Genomic DNA, 20,788 nt, shown 5'->3' on the forward strand with positions numbered 1-20,788 from the left:
TTTAGGTTATAATTACACTAGTAACCAGGGTTTTGAACCAAGTTAGGATTAGCTATCAAATCCTTTGCAGGAATTGGATAAAGGTTTCTAGTATCACTTACTGCAGTACCGCCTTTAACACCTCCTTTCCAAGGCCATAGATAAGCACCAGAAGTAAATTTACCGAAACGAATTAAATCGGTTCTTCTTGTACCTTCCCAAGCCAACTCTCTAGCTCTTTCATCTAAAATGAAGTCTAAAGTCAATTGTGATGCAGTAATATTTCCATTAGTATTGCCATAAGCTCTTTCTCTAATTTTATTTACATAAGTAAGAGCTTTGCTAAGGTCTCCAGAACCTCCTCTCAATACTGCTTCTGCATACATAAGATAAGCATCTGCTAAACGGAATAGAGGGAAATCTGTATCTGTAAAGTTTCCTGAAACATCAGAACCTGCTTTACCTGCTCTATCTACATTTTTAAACTTAATAAACGCATAACCATCTGTAAATGATGCTATATCGTTAATTTCATAATTCTGTCCATTAGTAAAGAATCTACCTCTTTTATCTATATCTCCTAAAGCATTAGGGAATTTTTCCACTAAATTTTTAGTAGTTCTAAGTCCCCACCAACCACCGTTGATACCAAAATCAGAAGCTTTCATATTTCCTCCTACAGCAGCGTGAACTAAGAAAGTTGTCCCCCCCCAAGTACGAGTACTGATACCATCATAGTTGATAGAAAATACCACCTCATTATTATCCAAATGGTTATCTGCTAAGAAAAGCTCTTCATAATTTCCTTTTAAGCTATACCCTGCTGTTGCTACCTTTTCTGCATAATCAGCTGCTTCTGTATATCTTTTTTCTCCTGTATAAACTTCTGCATTAAGATAAAGTTTAGCAAGTAGCATCCATACAGCAGCTTTATCTGCTCTTCCGTATTCGTTAGCTCTTGGAGCTTTTAATAATCCCTCTAAGTCTTTTAATTCTTTTTCTACATATTGGAATAAAGCTTTCCTTTCTATTCTCGCAGGAGGTGTTAAACCTATTTCTGTGTTTTCATTTACAAAAGGAACATTACCAAATAAATCTATGGCGTGTGCATAACTCAATGCTCTTAAAAAACGAGCTTCATTTCTGAAAAGTCTAGCTTCTTCAGCTTGAGCTCCAGTAATACCACGAGAAGATAGTTTATCATCAGACGTTTCTCTAATAAATTCACTGGTAAGTGTTACTTGATATATAACACGGTAATACATTGCTGTAATAAATTGGTTATCAGACCCCCACTTCATTGTGTTCATTTCTGGCAAATTGGCATCTCCCCAACCTATCACTGCTTCATCAGTAGGTAATTCTTGTAGCTGGAAATACTGTCTTAAGTAGTTGGACATACCTCCATCAATACCTTTTACATCGGGTTTACCATCACCTCCTTCTTGTCCACCTATTGCTAACCCAGCGTAACATTTCGCTAAGACATTTTTGTAATTGGCAAAATCTGAGTAAACGCTTACGGAAGTAACATCACTACTATGCACTTGATCCAAATCTCTTTCGCACGAAGTAAGAGAGAAGTTGAATGCTAAAGCAGCCATCCCTATTTTTAAATATTTTAAGTTCATTATTTTAAATTTTTAACTTGTATAATTTTTAATTAAAACTGAAGATTGAAACCTAATGAATACACACGAGGTCTTTGGTAGAAGTTATTATCAATACCATTGAAAACCTCTGGGTCTACCCCGCTATACTTGGTAATCACAAAAACATTGTTTACAGAAGCATTCACTCTCAATCTTGCATTTCCTATAAATTGAGGGAAATTATAACCTATGTTGATATTATCCATTCTTAGGAATGAAGCATTTTCTACATAATAATCTGAAAAATATTGAGATGTCGTAAATCCTGTATTAAGATAGTCTCTTGTAAGATTTTGAAGATAACCGTTAGTTCCTATGTTTTGTAGATTTCCGTATCTAGCATTGGCATTATTATAAACATAGTTACCTAAACTAGCTCTGAGTGCAAATCCCATATCCCAATTTTTATAAGCCATTCTAGATGTAAATGCAAACAAAGCTTTTGGCATAGACGACTTATGCTCGTACATATCTTGCTCGTTTATAATGCCATCTCCATTTCTATCCACATAGTCGCCTTCTATTGGTCTTCCACTAGCATCATATTTCTGCTGATAAACATAGAAAGAATTTGGTTTATAGCCTACAGAATGTGTTTGTATTAAACCACCTGTAATACCTGATATACCTCCAACAAGCACTCTTTGACCAGCTCCTTCATTAGCTGCTAAATTGGTAATTTTAGCATCTTGGAATGTTGCATTAGCAGAAATATCCCAAGAGAAATTTTCGTTTTGAATAGCTTTCCACAATGCACCAATTTCAAGCCCTTTAGATTCCATATTTCCTATGTTTGATAAAAGTAAATTGGTAAAGTTAGCACCTCCTGGGGTTGGAGCCTCACTTAGTAAGTCTACTGTGTATCTTTTATATGCATCTACATTAAATAGCAATCTATCTTTTAAGATACCAAAGTCTAATCCTATGTTGGTAGTTCTTGTAGTTTCCCATCTGATATTTGGATCATAGCCTTCTGGACGATAAAGAGTGTAAGGTACACCCCCAAAAAGATAATTAGCTCCAGAATTAGATATACTATATACGGCCAAATAAGGATAATCGCCTGAAATATCTTGTTGACCAGTTACTCCCCAACCTCCTCTCAGTTTAAAAGTAGAGATTGTAGTGTTACCTTTAAGGAAGCTCTCTTGATCAATTCTCCAAGCTAACGATACGGATGGAAAATAGCCCCATCTATTATTACTATTAAACCTAGAAGAACCATCTCTACGCACAGAAGCCGTTAGTAAGTATCTATTTTTAAATGTATAATTTAATCTAGTATAGTAAGAGAGTAATAAGTTTTGTGTAAAGAAATCCACACCGCTTGCAGGATCATTAGTTCCATCTCCGTAGATTGTAGGTGCAAAAGGTTTAGTTTCATTCCATTTTTGGTAAGAATACCCCGCCATTACATCAATATCAGACTCTATAGAAGGTAGTTTTTTAGAATAGTTTAGATAAAATTCTAAAAGCCTATTTTTCTTTTCTTGCTCATAGTTTCTGTTCGTTCCTTTTTGGAAGTATGCTGAAGCTAATGTAGGTAAGGTAGTAACTGTTCCGTTAGAGTTAGATAGGTCTAGACCTAAGTTTAAATTAGCTCTTAGCTCTGGTAAGAAATGAAATTTATAATCAAACTGAACATTCCCCAAGAGTCTTTTTACATAAGAAACATCTCTTCTTTGGTAAAGCATAGAAAGAGGGTTTCTAGTTGCATTTTGGTTAGGAATTCCATTGTCCATCCATTCCCAATACCCACCCATTGCCCTATTAGAGGCATCATAAATGTTTTGTGTTGGATCAAACGCAATAGCCGCATTGATGGCCTCTCCATCAGTAAATCTATTTTCTACATAAGTCCCTTTTAAGTTAAAATTAATATCCAAATGATTATTAAATAATTTTGGATTTAAGTTTAAACCTGCGGTACTTCTTTCTATATTATTAGTCCTAATAATACCGTCTTGATTAAGATATCCTAAAGATAGTCTAAATGGTACTTTACCAATTCCTCCAGATAGCGTTAAATTATTATCAAAACCTGTTGCTAACTGATAAAAAGCTTCTTGCCAGTTGGTATTTGCATTACCTAATTTAGAAATATAATCTGCTGAGGCTTTATCTTTTACTAAAGTTCTGAATTCGTTAGCATCCATCATATTCACCGTTCCAAATCTTTGAGAAACAGATGTTGTGGAATTATAGCCTACTCTAAGTTTTCCTCTAGTTCCTTTCTTAGTGGTAATGATGATAACCCCATTAGAAGCTCTATTACCATAGATAGCTGCTGCAGAAGCGTCTTTAAGAATGTTAAAAGACTCTATATCATTAGGGTTAATAAGGGCTAGTGGATTAGCCGCTCCATCAATACCTTTGGTATCTAATGGCATTCCGTCTATAACGATAAGTGGGTCATTAGATGCATTAAGAGACGCTCCACTTCTTACTCTAATTGTAGAGCCACTACCAGGAGCACCGCCATTAGTTGTAATCTGTACACCTGCCGCTTTACCTTGAATAAGCTGTTCTGGAGAAGATAACATACCATCATTAAAATCTTTAGAAGAAATAGATGTTACAGACCCTGTAAGATCTGATTTTTTCTTCTTTCCGTAACCTATAAGCACTACCTCATCTATACTTTTGGTTTTGGCAGAATCTACCTTTTGTGCTTGTAGCATTGCCCCTGCCAACAGAAAAGCGGGTGCAACCTTTAGTACTGAATAGTTTTTCATTGTATTTTATTAAAAATCAATATTATAAAAAAATTAACATTTATTTAACTCAATAAAATTGAGGTGGCTAAGTTACAATATATTTATGAAATAATTAACTACTCTGAGTAATATCATAAATTACAGAGTAACAAAACAAATTTCATCTCTCGAACACAGAAAAAGCAGACTTTATTTATAACTCCAGGATAGTACAAAAACGAAATAATCTTCTGTTTATATCGAAAAAAAACTTAATTTTGGTCTTCTAAATTTAGAACTAAAACAAAAATGAAAAATTTATCAGGCTTAGGCGTTGCTTTAATAACTCCTTTTAACGAAGATTTATCTATCGATTTTGATGCTCTTACAAAGCTCATAGAATACAACATAACTAACGGAACAGATTTTTTTGTAGTTCTTGGTACAACTGCAGAAACTGCCACCCTTTCTAAGGAAGAAAAAGAAGCTGTTATACAACACATTGTTAAAGTTAACAATAAAAGACTCCCTTTAGTTCTAGGTATTGGCGGCAACAATACTTTAGCAGTAAAAAAAGAAATCGAACAAACTAATCTTGATGATTTTGAGGCTATTTTATCAGTTTCTCCTTACTATAATAAACCTAACCAAGAAGGACTTTATCAGCATTATAAGGCTTTAGCAGAAACAGGTAAAAACATCATTATTTATAATGTCCCAGGAAGAACAGGGCAAAATATAGAAGCCGAAACTACACTACGATTGGCTAAGGAGTTCCCTAACCTATTTATGATAAAAGAAGCTACTCCTAATCTTACGCAGTACTTTGATATTTTAAGAAAAAAGCCTACAAATTTCTCACTAATGTCTGGTGATGATGAGTACACTCTTCCTGTAACACTTGCTGGAGGTGATGGAGTGATTTCTGTAATTGGACAAGCCTACCCTAAAGAATTTTCTGAGATGATAAAACTCGCAAAAAATGACAAAGTAAAAGAGGCTTATGCTATCCATAATCAACTGGTGGAAATCACACGCCTTATTTTTGCTGAGGGTAATCCTGCTGGTATCAAAGCTGTTTTAGCACATAAAGGCATTATTAAAAACCACCTTAGATTACCTTTAGTTAAAGCCTCAGAAAGTCTACAACAAAAAATAAATTCAGAGGTTGACAGACTAAACTCTTTTTTTGAATAATTGATAGAATATCAAATAATCTAACTAGAGCTACCCTCTTTAGGGTAGCTTTATACCATTAAAAACTCTATAATGCCTATAGATACTATTTTTGAAAGCGACCTCTGTAAATGGATTGATGTTACAGCTCCTACCAAAGAAGATTTAGACTCTCTACATCATCAGTTTCATATCAATAAGTTACACTTAGATGATACTGTAGACCCAAGTCATCTTCCTAAATTTGAAGAAGTAGAAGGCGTAAAGTTTTTCTTAACTAGAGAAAATGTAGAACTTCAAAGAAAAAACTTAAATGGCATCAATGATGTAAGTACTAAATTAGGCATATTTATCATAGAAAAAGTAATTATCACTATACATAGAACTGATAATAAGAGTATTCTAGAAATTAAAGAAGACCTTAACAAAAATACTGATAAATACAAGAAATATTCTCCAGATAAGTTAGCTCTAATCTTAGGACTCAAGATAATGAAATCCTTTGATGACGAAAGTAAAAAACTTATAGAGATTATTGACAAGTTAGAGACTGAGATTTTTATGCAAAATAGCCCTCAGCTCAACCCTATAAAAAAACTCTACAAAATTAAAAGAAAGGCAGGGCTTAATGCTAGAGTACTTAACATGTCTTCAGATTGGATAGGTGCTTTTAAAAAACTTAATCTAAAAGACATTGAAATAGCAGACCTTGTAGATAAACAAAAAGATGTAATGTCTGATTTTGACCACATTAGTGCTCAGATTACTAACCTCATCTCTGTATATATCGCCTTATCCGACCAAAAAGCCAACCAAGTGATGAAACTATTAGCGATGTACTCGGTCTATTTTTTACCAATTACCTTTATCGCTGGGCTTTACGGAATGAATTTTGAATTTATGCCAGAACTTCATCATAAATATGGTTATTTTGCAACTTTAGGTGTAATGCTAAGCATTATTATAGCCACATTCATTTACTTTAAAAAGAAAAAGTTTTAGAATGCTATCTCTCCACACAAAAAAATCTTTTATTTTTGTGTCTATGAACTCTCTTACAGAAGAAAATTATCTAAAGGCTTTATTTCATCTAAAGACTGATAACAATGAAGTTACAGTAAACGAACTCAGCAAGTTTTTGAACATCAAAATGCCGAGCGTTAATAGTATGATGAAAAAATTCGCTCAAAAAAAATGGGTAGTTGCCGAAAGCTATAAACCCATCATTCTTACCGAAATTGGACAAAAAGAAGCAGCGTTAGTGATTAGAAAACATAGGCTTACAGAGATGTTTTTGGTAGAAAAAATGGGCTTTGGTTGGGAAAATGTGCATAAAATAGCCGAGGAGCTAGAACATATACACTCCGAAGAGTTTTTTAATAAAATGGACGAGCTCCTTAATTATCCTAAAGTAGATCCTCACGGAGAACCTATCCCTGACAAAGAGGGCAATATCATAGAACAAAATCTAAAAAAGCTCAGCGAATGTATCGAAGGCGCGACGGTAACACTAGCGGCTGTAACTGTGGATACTAAAGATTTCCTTAGTTTTTTGAATGATAAGCGACTTAATTTAGGAAGTAGGCTTACAGTAAACAAAAAAGAAAAGTTTGACTCTTCTATGATGGTAACCGTAAATGGTATTTCTCACACCTTCAGTAAAGTAGTTTGTGATGCTCTTTTAGTGAAGCTAGATTAAAACTCAGCTAAGAGTATCTCCTTTAGTTTTATCATACCTTCTGTTGCCGAAGTAGCAAAACAAGTAGCCTTTTTTGTATAATGCTCAGGAATTTGAGGGTCAATGAGAAACAACTCGCAATGCTGTGGAATATAATGCACCAAAGATGCCGCAGGATAAACCTGTAACGAAGTTCCTATCACTAAAAATAAATCTGCCGAAGTTGCTATATCTATGGCTTTTTCCATTTCAGGTACAGCCTCACCAAACCATACAATATGAGGTCTAAGTTGAACGCCTTTTTCGTTTTTGTCTCCTAGATTAAGGTCGGTTTCCCAATTTATAATCTCGTTTTCAGAGTTTATAGGTCTCGCCTTTTTAAGCTCTCCATGAAGATGAATAATATGAGAAGATCCTGCTCTTTCGTGTAAATCATCTACATTTTGAGTAATGATAATTACTTCATAGTACTTTTCTAGTTCTGCTAAAATAGTATGAGCCAAATTTGGTTTAACCTCTGCTAATTGTCTCCTTCTAAGATTATAAAAATCTAAAACCAATTGCGGATTTCTTGCAAACCCTTCTGGACTTGCCACATCTTCTATACGGTGGTTTTCCCACAGCCCATTAGAATCTCTAAATGTTTTAATGCCACTTTCAGCAGAAATACCCGCCCCAGAAAGTACTACTAATCTTTTTTTCATGAGATAATGTTTATAATAAAAGTATATTCTACCCTACTTTTCATATAATTCTTGGGCTTTCTTTGTATCCGTAACTCTTTTAAATCTCTTTAAATAACTTTTCGGAATTCCAAACAGTTGCAAATTCCTCATTCAGATTTGCAAGCGTTGTTTGATGGATTAACTCTGAATCGTATTTTTCTCCATTAATTCCAACCCTATCAAATGTTGCTGTCGCGTCCGAAATAAGATAAGTTTCATAACCATAATTTCCAGACATTCTAGTTGTTGTAGAAACGCAATGGTTGGTAGTTATTCCCACAATTACCAATGTATTAATATTTAGGCTATCAATTTGCTCTTTTAATGTAGTTCCAATGAATGCACTATTTACATTTTTAGTAATGATAGGTTCAGAATCATTTGGGGTAACATACTCACTAAATTCAAATCCTGCGTTTGTAATATGAAGTTTTGATTTAGGATTATCCAAACTATGCCTTATATGGAAGATTGGTAAATTTAATTCTCGCCATTTTTTCAAAATTTTACCACAAATTTCTTCGGCATTTTTATTATTTCGGTTTCCGCCCCAATAATCTTCTTCAAGAAAAGCCTTTTGAACATCAATTAAAACTAATGCGGGATTTTTTTCTCTTAATTTCATTTTTAAAGACTTTTTAGAATCGCTACTAATTTACTACTTTTTTATAAGAGGACTATGCCCTTCCGAAGAGAAATTTTTAGTATTTGTATCGTATAAGTATTTATCCGTGAGTTGTAAATAAGATAACTTTTCAAAGTCAATATTTTTTAAATACAAGGTGTCATTAGAAATTTTGTACTTACCGTTCCAATGGTGAAAAGCATGAGGCGAATATTCTGTAATTTGGAATGTTTGATTTTCAAATAATGTTATTTCTGTTTTTGTTTCATTACCAATAGAATATGTTGATAGTACTTCTCTGTTTTTTGAGTGGCAATTATTAAATATGTTAAACAAAACCCCAATCATACCAAACAAACAAATAAGCTTTAGTGTTCTGAGGTTTTTTCTTCGCTTTTGATAGAAATATAAAACCAAACCATTAACTAATATTAAACAAACCACAAACGGAATTATTATAATATCATAAACTGATTCTACGTAATCCCCATAATACTTTGTTAGTTTAAATAGTATTAACAGAAGAAAAACCAATGTCAAATATTTTAATATTTCCTTAATGATTTTCATCTTTTTATAAATATTATCAAACTGAATTATTTATTTTTATGTCTTTGAATTTTTTTTGATTTTTTTCAAAAAAGCTTTTAATCTTTTCTATTGTTTCACTACTCTTATATGGATTAAAATATCCTGAGCTAAAACTATGGTTAAAATCTTGATTAAATAAAGTTATCAACGACCCATTTTTTCGAATATTCACACCAACTGTATTAATTCCCACATATTTAGGAATATCTTTTGAAATTAATTTTCTCATTTGATTTTCAGCGGAAAGCTGTGAAAAATGATCAAACTTAACATCTACAGTATTCTTTAAAAAATCATTATTATTAGCTGGATTATCCATATCCAATGGTGCTAAATCAAGCTTAATTGTAGATTTTTCATTTTCTCTAAGTGGCTCAGGCATACAAAAATGAATTAAACCTACTAGAGGAAATCCATCTTTTATCAATCCTTCTATTTGTGTAATGCCATAAGAGTTAGGAGATTTTCTCGGATTATTTCTACGTGGTCGAACAACCTTTACTTCTATTGCACAAGTTCGATTATAAAAAATTTCTTCTTCTGAATAGGGAATTAGTAAGATATCAAAATCGCCTGGTTTATCTTTTTTATCAAAACCAAGCTCTTGTCTTAAAACTTCAAAAGCAAGATAAACACCTTTATACTTTAAAAACTCATCATAACCTACTGGAGTACAAATTAAATTTGAAAATAAATTAAAGTTAAGCGTTTTCTCTTTTTTAGAAAATGACAATCTTTCAATTAGTTCTTTTTCAGATAATTTTTGATCATCTAAATCTAGGCATCTTAAATCGAAATCAGTCATATAATTGAAGCTAATATCCTAAATATGCAACATTAGTTTTGCTATGGTAAAGTAAATCAAAACTCCTAAAATATCGTTAGAAGTCGTAATAAATGGACCTGTGGCTATTGCAGGGTCTATTTTATTTTTATTAAGGAGAATAGGCACTATAGTCCCAATAACGGCTGCCACTAAAATAACCGCTAACAGAGAAACTGAGATAGCAATAGATACCATCATATCATGCCTATTGACAAGCAAATTAAACGAAAGAATGATAACTGATAAAATAAATCCAGATGCTGCGGAAACACTTACTTCCTTTATCAAGGTTTTAATAGTATCTGTTCCTAAAGTATTATTAGCTAAACCTTGCACAATAATCGCCGAAGCCTGCACCCCAATATTACCTGCCGTTGCAGCTATTAGAGGCACAAAAAACATAAGAGCAGGTATCTTTTGTAGGGCATCTTGGTTCCCTTGTAATACCTGCGAGCCTATTAAACCGCCTACCATGCCTATAAAGAGCCAAGGCAACCGTGCCTTTGTAAGCGAAAAAATAGTATCCGTAGAGTCCACATCTAAGGAGATACCCGATGCTAACTGATAGTCTTTTTCTGCTTCTTCGGTTATAAAGTCAATAACATCATCTATGGTAATACGCCCTACCAAATTGCCTCTAGCATCAACCACAGGCACCTCAAAAAGGTCGTACTTTTGCATAAATCTTGCTACTTCCTCAGCCGTATCCGTATCCATCACCGAACGGATTTTAGGATTATAAACCTCCGAAACTTTAGTAGAAGAAGTGGTTGTAAGTAGTTTTTTTAAACTTAAAAGTCCTAGCAGTTTATCATTATCATCTACTACATAGATAGAATACACCTCATCTAAATCTTCGGCTTGCTTTCTCATCTCTTTGACCGCCGAAATAATGGTTAAGTTCTGATTAACTTTTACCATTTCCGTTGCCATAAGACCTCCAGCCTCGTCTTCATCATACCTAAGTAAGTCAACGATACTTTGAGCGTGTTCTTCGTCATCTAACCTTTGGATAATTTCGGTCTGCTGATGTTCTGGAAGCTCAGAGATAATATCTGCCGCATCGTCAGAATCTATCTCATTGATAATTTCATCGGCAATCTCTTGTGAAGAGAGACCTTTCATAAAGCTCTTTCGCTCATCTTCGTCTATCTCTAAGAGTACTTCCGCAGATTTCTCATTGCTCATTAAATCATAGAGAAAATGCTGTTCTTCCTCATCCAAATCTTCAAATATAGAAGCAATGTCTGGTGCCTCCATTTCGGCAAGCATCAGAGCCACCTCTTTAGCATTTTTCTCCTTGATGAGATTTTTTATCAATTCTCTAAGAGCAACGGTTTCAGTCAAAATAGATTTTATTTAGTAGTTAAACAGCTGACGATTTTAGTGCATTTTGCCACTCATTAGTAAAGATGATAAAATCTTCTACACTAAGTTCTTCCGCTCGCAAAGTTAAGAAATTATGCGTTAATAAAGCCTCAGGAATATTAAGTCCTTTAAGAGCGTTGCTTAATTTTTTTCGTCTTTGATTAAAACCTGCTTTTACAATTTGTTTAAACAAAATCTCATTGCCTTCCAAACCTTTTTTAGGATTTCTAGTAAGCCTAATAACTCCAGATTTCACTTTAGGTGGCGGTGTAAAAACATTTTCGCTAACGGTAAAAAGATACTTTACATCATAATACGCCTGAACCATTACCGACAGAATTCCATAGCTTTTGGTACGAGGTTCAGCGGAGGTTCTTTCAGCGACTTCTTTTTGGAACATCCCCACCATTTCTGGTATTTGGGCGTAATTATCTATTATTTTAAATAAAATCTGTGATGAAATATTATATGGGAAATTCCCTATAACAGAAACCTGCTCCGAATTGAAAATTTCAGTCAAATTAGCTTTTAAAAAATCACCTACAAAGTATTTTTCTTCTAGTTTTGGATAATGTTCTTTAAGGTAGGCAATAGACTCAACATCTATCTCTGCCACAAATGTTTCCGAACTTTTATTAAGAAGATATTTGGTTAAAACACCCATACCTGGACCTACTTCTAAAACAAAATTATGAGCATTAGTATCTAAGGCTTCTACGATTTTAGACGCTATATTTTCATCATTAAGAAAATGTTGCCCAAGGTGTTTTTTAGCTTTTACTGTCAAAATGAAATTATTTTTTATGATTTTATTAACAATGATTTTAGTCTTATTGGGAGCAAATTTCGGAAGATTTTTTCTATTTTAGCCGAAAAATTTCATTTAATGGCTAATACAGTAGACGATTTTAACAAAAGAAGGCTGAGATCCAGCAATATCACGGTAGTTATTAGTATAGCATTAGTTTTGTTTTTGGTAGGGCTTTTTGGTCTTATTCTTATCAATGCTCAAAAATATTCAGACTATATTAAAGAACAACTTGTAGTAAACGCTTTTTTCTCCGAAAACTACGATGCTAAAGATTCTCTAAAAATAGCGAAACAAGAACAAGAAGCTATAAAGACCATACAAGCACTTCCGTTTGTTAAAAAAACTACTTTTATCTCAAGACAACAAGCGTCCAAAGAAGCTAAAAAAAGTATGGGTATAGATGCTGATGCTCTTTTTGAAGAAAACATATTCCCGTCTTCAGTAGAAGTTTCTCTCAAGCCAGATTTCGTAAGCCCTGAAGAAATACAAGGCGTGGTTAAAGAATTAGAAAAAGTAGACGGCATTGTAGAAGTAAAAAATAACAGCGACTTAATGATTGAGGTTTATAATAACCTTAACAGAATCCTGACTTGGATATTAGCATTTTCTCTAGTGTTTTTAATTTTAGCAATTGTACTGATTAACAACTCCATTAGACTTAAAATATTCTCTAAAAGATTCATTATTAAGACCATGCAACTTGTAGGTGCTAAGCGTCGTTTTATCCTTAAACCGTTCATCATAGAAGCCGTTATTTTAGGGCTCATTGGTGCTGTTATTGGGCTTTTAGCACTATTTGGAGTTTGGTATTATTTTACTAATCAAATAGGAACTCCGTTTGTACAAGATACTAATCAGTACATACAATTGGTTTTAGCTGTTTTTGGAGTGGGAGTTCTTATCACCGTTCTAAGTACCATTTTTGCAACTTGGAGGTTCCTTAGAACTAATATTGATGATTTATACTATTCTTAGACTATGGCAGAACAAAATAAAACAAACGAAAATAGTTTTTATTTCAAAAAAGATAATTATAAGTGGATGCTTATAGGCTTGGTGTGTATCGTTTTAGGATTTATTCTTATGATGGGTTCTGGGGCTAACACAACGCCCGATGGTAAATTTGACCCAAACTACTGGAATGAGGATATTTTTTCCATTAGAAGGATACGCATTGCTCCACTGTTGGTAATTACAGGATTTGTGATACAAGTCTATGCTATTTTGAAAAGAAAATAATCATTTTTTATAATACAAAAATTAAAGTCAATTGTTATATAATGCAATTGACTTTTGCTTTAAACTTTTTAAGTTATGAATTTTTTAGAAGCTATTATTATCGCTATTATTGAGGGTTTAACAGAATACTTACCTGTTTCCTCTACCGCGCATATGATTTTCACAAGTTCTATATTCGGAATACAGGAAGACGAATTTGTTAAAATGTTTCAAGTATCCATACAGTTGGGTGCTATCCTTGCCGTGGTATTTTTATATTGGAAAAAGTTTTTCAACTTTCAGAATTTCAATTTTTATATCAAACTTGGTTTTGCCGTAATTCCAGCATTGGTTTTGGGTTATCTATTTGATGATATGATAGAATCTGTCTTAGGAAACCCTATTCCCATCGCTGTAGTTTTAGTTTTAGGTGGCGTGGTTCTTCTGTTCATTGACAAGGTATTTAAAACACCTGAAATACATACAGAAAAAGAAATCAGTATAAAAAAAGCTGTTACCATAGGTTTTTGGCAATGTTTAGCTATGATGCCTGGTACTAGCCGAAGTGCAGCTTCCATCATTGGAGGTATGCAACAAAAACTTTCTAGAGAAGCTGCTGCCGAGTTTTCTTTCTTTCTAGCCGTACCTACTATGCTTGCTGTTACGGTATATTCTATTTTTGTGAAAAAGTGGGAATATTTAGGTGTAGAACAAAAAGGCTACGAAATGCTTACACACGGTGATAACCTAAAACTATTTTTAGCGGGTAATCTAGTGGCTTTTGTAGTTGCTGTGATAGCTATTAAGTTTTTTATAGGTGTAATAAAAAAATACGGTTTTAAACCTTGGGGCTGGTACAGAATTATTGTAGGGATAGCATTGCTTATCTATTTCACAGTCGTAAAATAAATATGAAAGAGAATCAAAAATTTTGATTCTCTTTTTTTATAACATTTTATTATAATTCCATGCAGCAACAAAGACTCCTGCCGTCTCCGTTCTTAATCTTTGATTGCCTAACGATACTGCTTGTACGCCTTTTTCTAATAATAATTTTATCTCTGATGGACTAAAATCGCCTTCAGGTCCAATTAAAAAACAAACTTTATCAACCAAAGGTATCTCGGATAATGATACTCGCTTAAATGCTTTATCACAATGAGCCACAAAGGTGTTTTCAGCAGATTGAGTTTGCATAAAGCTAGTGAACTTCTGTAAATCATTAACCTTTGGAAAATGATACCTCAAACTCTGTTTAGATGCGGCTATAACTTTTTTCTGAATTTTATCTATGTTGAGATGTTTGCGTTCGGACTTCTCTGTTAATAAAAATGAAATTTCAGAAATGCCCATTTCGGTAGCTTTTTCTACAAAAAACTCTGTACGGTCTATATTTTTAGTAGGAGCTATTGCAATATGCAAATAAGGCGAAAACTGTGGTATCTCTGTCTTGATTTCTAAAATATCTAGTTCTACTTTTTTTCCTTCAAATACAAGGTTGCCCTTTGCTACATTACCCTTTCCATCGGTTACATAAATCTCCTCTGCTTCCTTCATTCTCAAAACCTTTGATATATGATGTTGTTCATCAGCATCAATTATCACTCTATCATTTAAAATTTCTCCAAAAAATAATTTCATATCAAAAGGTTTTACTTTGCATTTAACTCATATCTTGCAGTAGCCGTTGTAGAAAGGTTGGCAAACTCTCCCCTTTCGTATTTTAGTTGGGCTACCATTGCTATCATTGCAGCATTGTCCGTAGTATATTCAAATTTAGGAATATAGATATTCCAACCTAACTTTAGTTCGTTTTCTCTCATAGTTTGTCTCAAGGCAGAGTTAGCCGAAACGCCACCAGCTATCGCTATTTCTTTAATGCCTAAATCACTAGCCGCTTTCTCTAGTTTCGTCATCAATATTTCAATAATATTTTTCTGAACAGATGCACACAAATCATCTATATTTTCGTTGACAAACTGAGGATTTTTCTTTAATTCTTTCTGTATAAAGTACAACACTGAAGTTTTAATTCCGCTAAAAGAATAATCGTAGCCCTCTAGTTTAGGCTTATTAAATACAAATGCATTAGGATTTCCATTTTGAGATTTCTTATCTATAATAGGTCCAGCAGGATAATCTAAATCAAATATTTTTCCTATTTTATCAAACGCTTCACCTGCGGCATCATCTATGCTTTTCCCAATAATTTCCATATCAAAATAGTCTTTAACCAAGACAATCATCGTATGCCCACCACTTACTGTAAGGCATAAAAAAGGAAATTTAGGCGGATTAGGATTGGCATCTTCTATAAAATGAGCCAAAATATGAGCCTGAAGGTGATTAACCTCTATCAATGGAACTTCTAAACTCATAGCTAAAGACTTCGCAAAGGAAGTCCCCACCAGTAAAGAGCCCAAAAGTCCAGGACCTCTCGTAAAACCTATGGCACAAATCTCATTTTGTTGTATATTTGCTTTTTGTATAGATTGCTCTACCACAGGAATGATATTTTGCTGATGTGCCCTAGAGGCTAGCTCTGGCACTACACCACCATATTCGTTATGAATAGCTTGAGTAGCGGCTACATTAGAAAGAATTTTTCTACCAGAAATAATAGCGGCAGAAGTGTCATCACAAGAGGATTCTATACCTAAGATAATAGATTGTTTCATAATTATGGCAAATTTAAATAATAATAACGATAACAAAAAAGATAATCCTATTTCTAATAAAATAAATGAGGCGGAACAACACATAGAAAAGAAAGTACAAGAAACCAAAGAGTTTTTAAAGGACGCTATAGAAAACCCTAAAGAAACCGCTGAAGAATTTGCAAAACAAGCCGCTAAAGATGTTACCAGCTACTCTTGGTGGGCTAAACTTTTGTTAATACTTTTTTGGACGCTTTTATCTTTATTTGCTATTGGATTTATTGCCATAAATCTACCTGTTACTAAAAATTGGCTTACCAAAAAAGTGGTAAACAAACTCAACCAAGACCTTAATACCCAAATAGCCTTTGAAAAAATAGACCTTAATTATTTTGGAGATGTTACGCTACATAAAGTAACTGTAAAAGACCATAAAGGTTATCAATTTATTAAGGCTAAAGAGTTGTATGCAGATTCGGACTGGTTTTCCATTTTAGCAAATTCTAGACATATCAAATTTCAATCACTATCTATCAAAAACTTGGATATGAAAGTGATTACTTACAAAGGAGATAGCATTCCTAATTTTATCCGTTTTATAGAACTTTTTGATAATGGCAAAAAAACAGACCCAAATAAACCTCCATTTCAGCTTAAAACTCGTGTAATTATTGAGGATTCCAAACTTTCCATTGTCAATCAGAATCATTCAGGAGATGAAGGAAGATGGCTAGATGCCGAAAATTTAAACTTGATAATCCCTGAGTTAAAAGTTAAAGGTCCAGAAGTTAGTGCTAAAGTAAATCAACTTAGAATGACGACCAAAAGGTGGGGCAAAAAGCACTTTTTGGATACTTTCTCTACGGATTTCTCTCTAACCAAAGAAGCTCTTTTCTTAGACGACTTACTCATCAATACTGACCACAGCTTGCTACACGGAAGTTTAAAATTTAACCTTAACAACGGTACTTGGGCAGACTTTGGCAACAAAGTAAAATGGGATATGCAGCTTAAAAAAGGTAGCCAAATAAGTGGCTATGACATCAGTTACTTTGTGAAAGATTGGGATAACTACAAGCCCATCAGTACCTCAGGAAATATGACTGGTGTACTTAATAACTTTACTCTAGACCAATTTTCCATAGGAGATAATGATTCTAAAATAGTTTCATCATCTATAAAGGTTGCCAAAATACTAGATAAAAGTTTCTCCGTAGAAACCAATAGCATCTCTACAGACCTTACTTATAAAGGGCTGAAAAGTTTATTTCCTAGCTTTATTTCAAAAAAAATGGGTAATGTGGCTGATGATTTTGGTAGAATAAAATATAATGGTATGCTAAAAGCTAATCCTGAACAAATTGCTCTTAGAGGAAGTTTAATCTCAGGTGTTGGACAGGCAAAAATAGACCGTTTTACTCTAAGAGAGTATAGTAAAGTTCCTAAGTATAATGGCTTATTAGAAGTTACCAATCTGAATGTAGCCACCATTACCAAAAATCCACAGGTTGGGCTTATTTCTGGTCGATTTGATTTAGATGGAGAAAGCTTTGATATCAACCAAATGAAACTCAGAACCAAGTCTAACATCAGGCGTATAGAGCTGTTAGATAAAACCCTTAATAACCTAGTTCTAGACGGATATCTTAATAAAAAACGCTACGAAGGCATCGTAAACATAAATGATGAAAATGCCCAAGCAAATGTTAAAGGTATTTTTGATTTCAGCACTCCTAGATTATATGCCAATTTAACGGCAGACATCAACCATTTGAACGCCAGCTACTTCTCTGGAAGTTCTGAAAGACAAGTTATAAGTGGATATGTAGATACAGAAGTATCTATGAAGAACATTAACGATATGCAACTAAACGCTCATCTTAGAGATGTTAAAGTTTTATCCAAAGACCAAAAAATAGCTCTCCCAACAGGAGATGTTAAAGCTTATTTTGAGGACGGAAAAAGAATTGTATCCGTAAACGCACCTAATGTAGTAGAAGGTAAAGTTGCAGGAAAATTCAATTTGGGAGACATAGGTGGCATGGTGCAAAATAGTATAAGCAAACTACTGGTTACTAATCAACCTAAACGCCTATATAGAGGGCAATATTTAGATTTAGACTTCAAAATTTCACAAGGACTTATCAATTTTTTTGAACCGAATTTGAGAGTAAGTAACATACTCTCTGTATCTGGAAGTTATGACGGCAATAGTAATGATTTACTATTAAATGCAGATACTAGCTATTTAAAATATATCATTGGTAAAAAAGAAACTGAAAAGGTAAACCAAATTTTAGCAGAAACAGATGTTAAGTATAATATAAAATCTCCTGCTAAAAAAGACAGCATCATGATTGATGGATTAGCACTTAAAATAGATACCAAAAGTAGAGAAGATAATTTCTCTTTGGAAATGAACCGTGCTGAATACAATAAAAATATCCTTAAAAACGCTAGTATTATAGGCAAAAATCCTGATGGAGAACATCTACACCTTGCCATAAGGTTTTTACATGGCACCGATAAAGATGAGAAGGAAGACGCTATGAAATCTTACGCGGTTAATCTTAATCAAACTACTAATGTAAACGGTGATTATATTATAAGATTCGAGCCTACCGAGGTTAAACTCAATAGTTTTGTGTGGAATGTAGATACTTCGCCAGAGCTTAATCACTCTATTACCTACAGAAAAAAAACAGGATTTATAGACATTGAAAATCTAAAATTTTATTCCGACGACAGTGAAGTTTTAGTTAATGGTACTTATAAAGATGCTAAAAACATCAATGCTAATATTGATGTTAAAAATGTTAATCTCTCTAAAGTATTAGCCTTAAAAGAAGGTAGCTCCGACTTAAATATTAAAGGTAACGCTAACGGAACCATAAAACTAGCTATCCTTAAAAATAATATAGAACCTATTATAGATTTAAAAGTAGATGGCTTCTCTATACATGACAAAAACTTAGGAGATTTACTCATCAATGCAGAGAAAACCGAGCGTCCAAATGTTTTTGATGTAGATGTTAAAGTAACTTCTTCGGAGATTTTTGGAAATGATAAGCTCAGAATATTTGGGAAAGTAGATAATAATACACCTTCCCCTAGTTTAGACCTCACGGCCGATTTAAATAAGTTTGATTTAGCATTTGTTCAGGAGTTTGTAAAGGCGGTATTTAGCAACTTCAGAGGTAATGCCAGTGGACAACTTAAGATAAATGGTACTGTAGACGACATCAATTATAATGGAAATATAGCCTTATCTAAATTTGGGTTTAAACTCAATTTCTCAGGAGTAGATTATTATTTTGATGACACTGTTATCCCTTTATCTAAAGGGTTTGCTGTTCTTAATAATATTGGGATAAGCGATGGGAGAAATAGCTCTAAAGGTAGTGTTTCGGGAGCTATCCAGTTTGATAATATCGCTTCTATGGGGCTCAACCTCATTATTAGAACGGATAACTTGATGCTTCTTAATACCACTCAAAGAGATTTTGATGTATTTTGGGGAAGAGTTTATGGTACAGGAGATATATTTGTAGATGGTGCTGTTACAGCTCTTAACATCAACGCTAAAACAAAAGTTTTAAATAATAGTGTATTTACACTTAATAGTAACTCGGCAACTTCGGTAGATGAATTTAAAATGCTTCGTTTCGTAGAGCGAAATGAAGACGGACAACTCACTGTAGCCAAAAGAGAAAAATCTGGAGCAAATATGAATATAGATTTAGCCCTAGATGTGGATAGAGGTTCTACCGTAAATGTATTAGTAGGAGATGATATAGGAGATATTAGTGTAAGAGGAACCGCAGAAAATCTAAGATTTAGAATGAACAGAAACGGACAAATGTCTATGAATGGAACTTATGTAGTAGACAACGGAAGTTACGTTTCAAAAGCGATATTAGAACGCTCCTTTCAAATTGCTAAAGGAAGTAGCATTTCTTGGGATAATAATGTAATGAATCCTGCGCTTAATATTTCGGCTAACTATTATAGAACTGTAACCAATTTGGGAGAGTACCTTAATACAGGAAAACTTCCTCCTGTAAATGTAATGCTAGAAACTAGAATCACACAGTCATTATCTAACCCTGATATTCAATTTGATATAAAAACGCCCGATGTTTCTAGTCAGATTAAAGAAGCCCTTGCCTTTAGAATGAGTAACCCTGATGAAAAAATCATTCAGTTTGGGTCTATTCTAGCACTTAATAATTTTAATGTAGCTAATACAGGAGGCTTCACATTTGATGTAGGGAGCACTGTAACCTCTCAAGGGTATGCACTCCTAATGAAACAGCTTGGTTCTGTACTTAATACCATTAGTAATCAGTTTCAAATAGACTTAGACTATATCCGAGGAGACCAAGCCACCAACACTTCTGATAGGGCTTCTGGTAGAATAAGTTTAACTCTTTCTCCTAGAGTTAATATCAAAACTGGTTTGGGAGTTCCTATTTCTAGAAATCAAAATACAGAAGCTAATTTCCTTTCAGGAGAAGGTATCATAGAGTATGATTGGTCTAAAGGTAATGACGGTAGCCGTATCCTGAGAGTTTATTCTAAACCTTCTAATATATCCAATATTGTGGGACAAAACGCAGGAGCTAACCAATCTTGGGGAGGTGGTGTAGTTTATAGTAAGAGTTTTAATCGTTTTTTCACTAAAAAGAAAAAAGACAGTACAAAAGTTAAAGCAACTGATAGTATCAAAGCTAAATAACACTGTTAAATTTTTCTCAAAAAAATTAACAAAAAATATCAAAAATTA

17 protein-coding genes are annotated in these 20,788 nt (G+C 33.6%); 7 read left to right on the top strand and 10 right to left on the bottom strand.

Going from position 1 to position 20,788, the window contains the following annotated elements; translation table 11 throughout:
* Positions 1 to 17: 17 nt before the first annotated feature.
* Positions 18 to 1,610, bottom strand: coding sequence for a RagB/SusD family nutrient uptake outer membrane protein (locus tag GXW81_RS03745; protein ID WP_161531245.1), 1,593 nt, complete (start codon positions 1,608 to 1,610; stop codon positions 18 to 20).
* A gap of 32 nt (positions 1,611 to 1,642) precedes the next feature.
* Positions 1,643 to 4,366, bottom strand: a complete 2,724-nt coding sequence (locus GXW81_RS03750) for a SusC/RagA family TonB-linked outer membrane protein (RefSeq protein WP_161531246.1) — start codon at positions 4,364 to 4,366, stop codon at positions 1,643 to 1,645.
* Between the two features lie 270 nt (positions 4,367 to 4,636).
* On the opposite strand from GXW81_RS03750, the gene dapA reads away from it, so the two are divergent.
* The 3 genes from dapA to GXW81_RS03765 all read left to right on the top strand — a co-directional run bounded on the left by dapA (position 4,637) and on the right by GXW81_RS03765 (position 7,202).
* A complete protein-coding gene (gene dapA / locus GXW81_RS03755) occupies positions 4,637 to 5,524 on the top strand; it encodes a 4-hydroxy-tetrahydrodipicolinate synthase (RefSeq protein ID WP_161531247.1) in 888 nt (295 codons plus the stop codon).
* Positions 5,525 to 5,596: 72 nt separating this feature from the next.
* Positions 5,597 to 6,505, top strand: coding sequence for a CorA family divalent cation transporter (locus GXW81_RS03760; RefSeq protein WP_161531248.1), 909 nt, complete (start codon positions 5,597 to 5,599; stop codon positions 6,503 to 6,505).
* 43 nt (positions 6,506 to 6,548) lie between these two features.
* Positions 6,549 to 7,202: a metal-dependent transcriptional regulator gene (locus GXW81_RS03765; protein ID WP_161531249.1), complete on the top strand. Its 654-nt coding sequence runs from the start codon at positions 6,549 to 6,551 to the stop codon at positions 7,200 to 7,202.
* Here GXW81_RS03765 and GXW81_RS03770 read toward each other — a convergent pair.
* The 6 genes from GXW81_RS03770 to rsmA all read right to left on the bottom strand — a co-directional run bounded on the left by GXW81_RS03770 (position 7,199) and on the right by rsmA (position 12,103).
* A complete protein-coding gene (locus GXW81_RS03770) occupies positions 7,199 to 7,885 on the bottom strand; it encodes an NAD-dependent deacylase (RefSeq protein ID WP_161531250.1) in 687 nt (228 codons plus the stop codon). The genes GXW81_RS03765 and GXW81_RS03770 overlap by 4 nt on opposite strands.
* Before the next feature lie 79 nt (positions 7,886 to 7,964).
* On the bottom strand, positions 7,965 to 8,531 hold the full coding sequence (locus GXW81_RS03775) for a cysteine hydrolase family protein (RefSeq protein ID WP_161531251.1): 567 nt from the start codon (positions 8,529 to 8,531) through the stop codon (positions 7,965 to 7,967).
* 33 nt (positions 8,532 to 8,564) lie between these two features.
* A complete protein-coding gene (locus GXW81_RS03780) occupies positions 8,565 to 9,101 on the bottom strand; it encodes a hypothetical protein (protein ID WP_161531252.1) in 537 nt (178 codons plus the stop codon).
* Positions 9,102 to 9,117: 16 nt separating this feature from the next.
* Complete coding sequence (locus GXW81_RS03785; protein WP_161531253.1) at positions 9,118 to 9,927, bottom strand: hypothetical protein; 810 nt, start codon at positions 9,925 to 9,927, stop codon at positions 9,118 to 9,120.
* An 18-nt stretch (positions 9,928 to 9,945) separates the two neighbouring features.
* Complete coding sequence (gene mgtE / locus GXW81_RS03790; RefSeq protein ID WP_161531254.1) at positions 9,946 to 11,295, bottom strand: magnesium transporter; 1,350 nt, start codon at positions 11,293 to 11,295, stop codon at positions 9,946 to 9,948.
* Positions 11,296 to 11,314: 19 nt separating this feature from the next.
* The gene (gene rsmA, locus GXW81_RS03795) at positions 11,315 to 12,103 is read right to left on the bottom strand and encodes a 16S rRNA (adenine(1518)-N(6)/adenine(1519)-N(6))-dimethyltransferase RsmA (RefSeq protein ID WP_161531255.1); all 789 of its coding nucleotides are present in this window, start codon (positions 12,101 to 12,103) and stop codon (positions 11,315 to 11,317) included.
* A 99-nt stretch (positions 12,104 to 12,202) separates the two neighbouring features.
* Between rsmA and GXW81_RS03800 the strand changes: the two genes are divergently transcribed.
* From GXW81_RS03800 to GXW81_RS03810, 3 genes are all read left to right on the top strand, one after another.
* Positions 12,203 to 13,102, top strand: a complete 900-nt coding sequence (locus tag GXW81_RS03800) for an ABC transporter permease (protein WP_154138166.1) — start codon at positions 12,203 to 12,205, stop codon at positions 13,100 to 13,102.
* 3 nt (positions 13,103 to 13,105) lie between these two features.
* Positions 13,106 to 13,366 carry a DUF3098 domain-containing protein gene (locus GXW81_RS03805; protein WP_004918031.1) on the top strand — a complete coding sequence of 87 codons (261 nt, stop codon included), beginning with the start codon at positions 13,106 to 13,108 and terminating at the stop codon, positions 13,364 to 13,366.
* A gap of 75 nt (positions 13,367 to 13,441) precedes the next feature.
* On the top strand, positions 13,442 to 14,254 hold the full coding sequence (locus GXW81_RS03810) for an undecaprenyl-diphosphate phosphatase (RefSeq protein ID WP_161531256.1): 813 nt from the start codon (positions 13,442 to 13,444) through the stop codon (positions 14,252 to 14,254).
* Positions 14,255 to 14,290: 36 nt separating this feature from the next.
* Here GXW81_RS03810 and GXW81_RS03815 read toward each other — a convergent pair whose 3' ends face one another.
* Positions 14,291 to 14,986, bottom strand: a complete 696-nt coding sequence (locus GXW81_RS03815; RefSeq protein WP_161531257.1) for a 16S rRNA (uracil(1498)-N(3))-methyltransferase — start codon at positions 14,984 to 14,986, stop codon at positions 14,291 to 14,293.
* Positions 14,987 to 14,997: 11 nt separating this feature from the next.
* Entirely contained in the window at positions 14,998 to 16,023 is a 1,026-nt protein-coding gene (gene tsaD / locus GXW81_RS03820) for a tRNA (adenosine(37)-N6)-threonylcarbamoyltransferase complex transferase subunit TsaD (protein WP_161531258.1), read from the bottom strand.
* A 4-nt stretch (positions 16,024 to 16,027) separates the two neighbouring features.
* Between tsaD and GXW81_RS03825 the strand changes: the two genes are divergently transcribed.
* On the top strand, positions 16,028 to 20,740 hold the full coding sequence (locus tag GXW81_RS03825) for a translocation/assembly module TamB domain-containing protein (RefSeq protein ID WP_161531259.1): 4,713 nt from the start codon (positions 16,028 to 16,030) through the stop codon (positions 20,738 to 20,740).
* The last annotated feature ends 48 nt before the right edge of the window (positions 20,741 to 20,788 follow it).

Source organism: Riemerella anatipestifer (genome assembly GCF_009932355.1).
Taxonomy (GTDB): domain Bacteria; phylum Bacteroidota; class Bacteroidia; order Flavobacteriales; family Weeksellaceae; genus Riemerella; species Riemerella anatipestifer_E.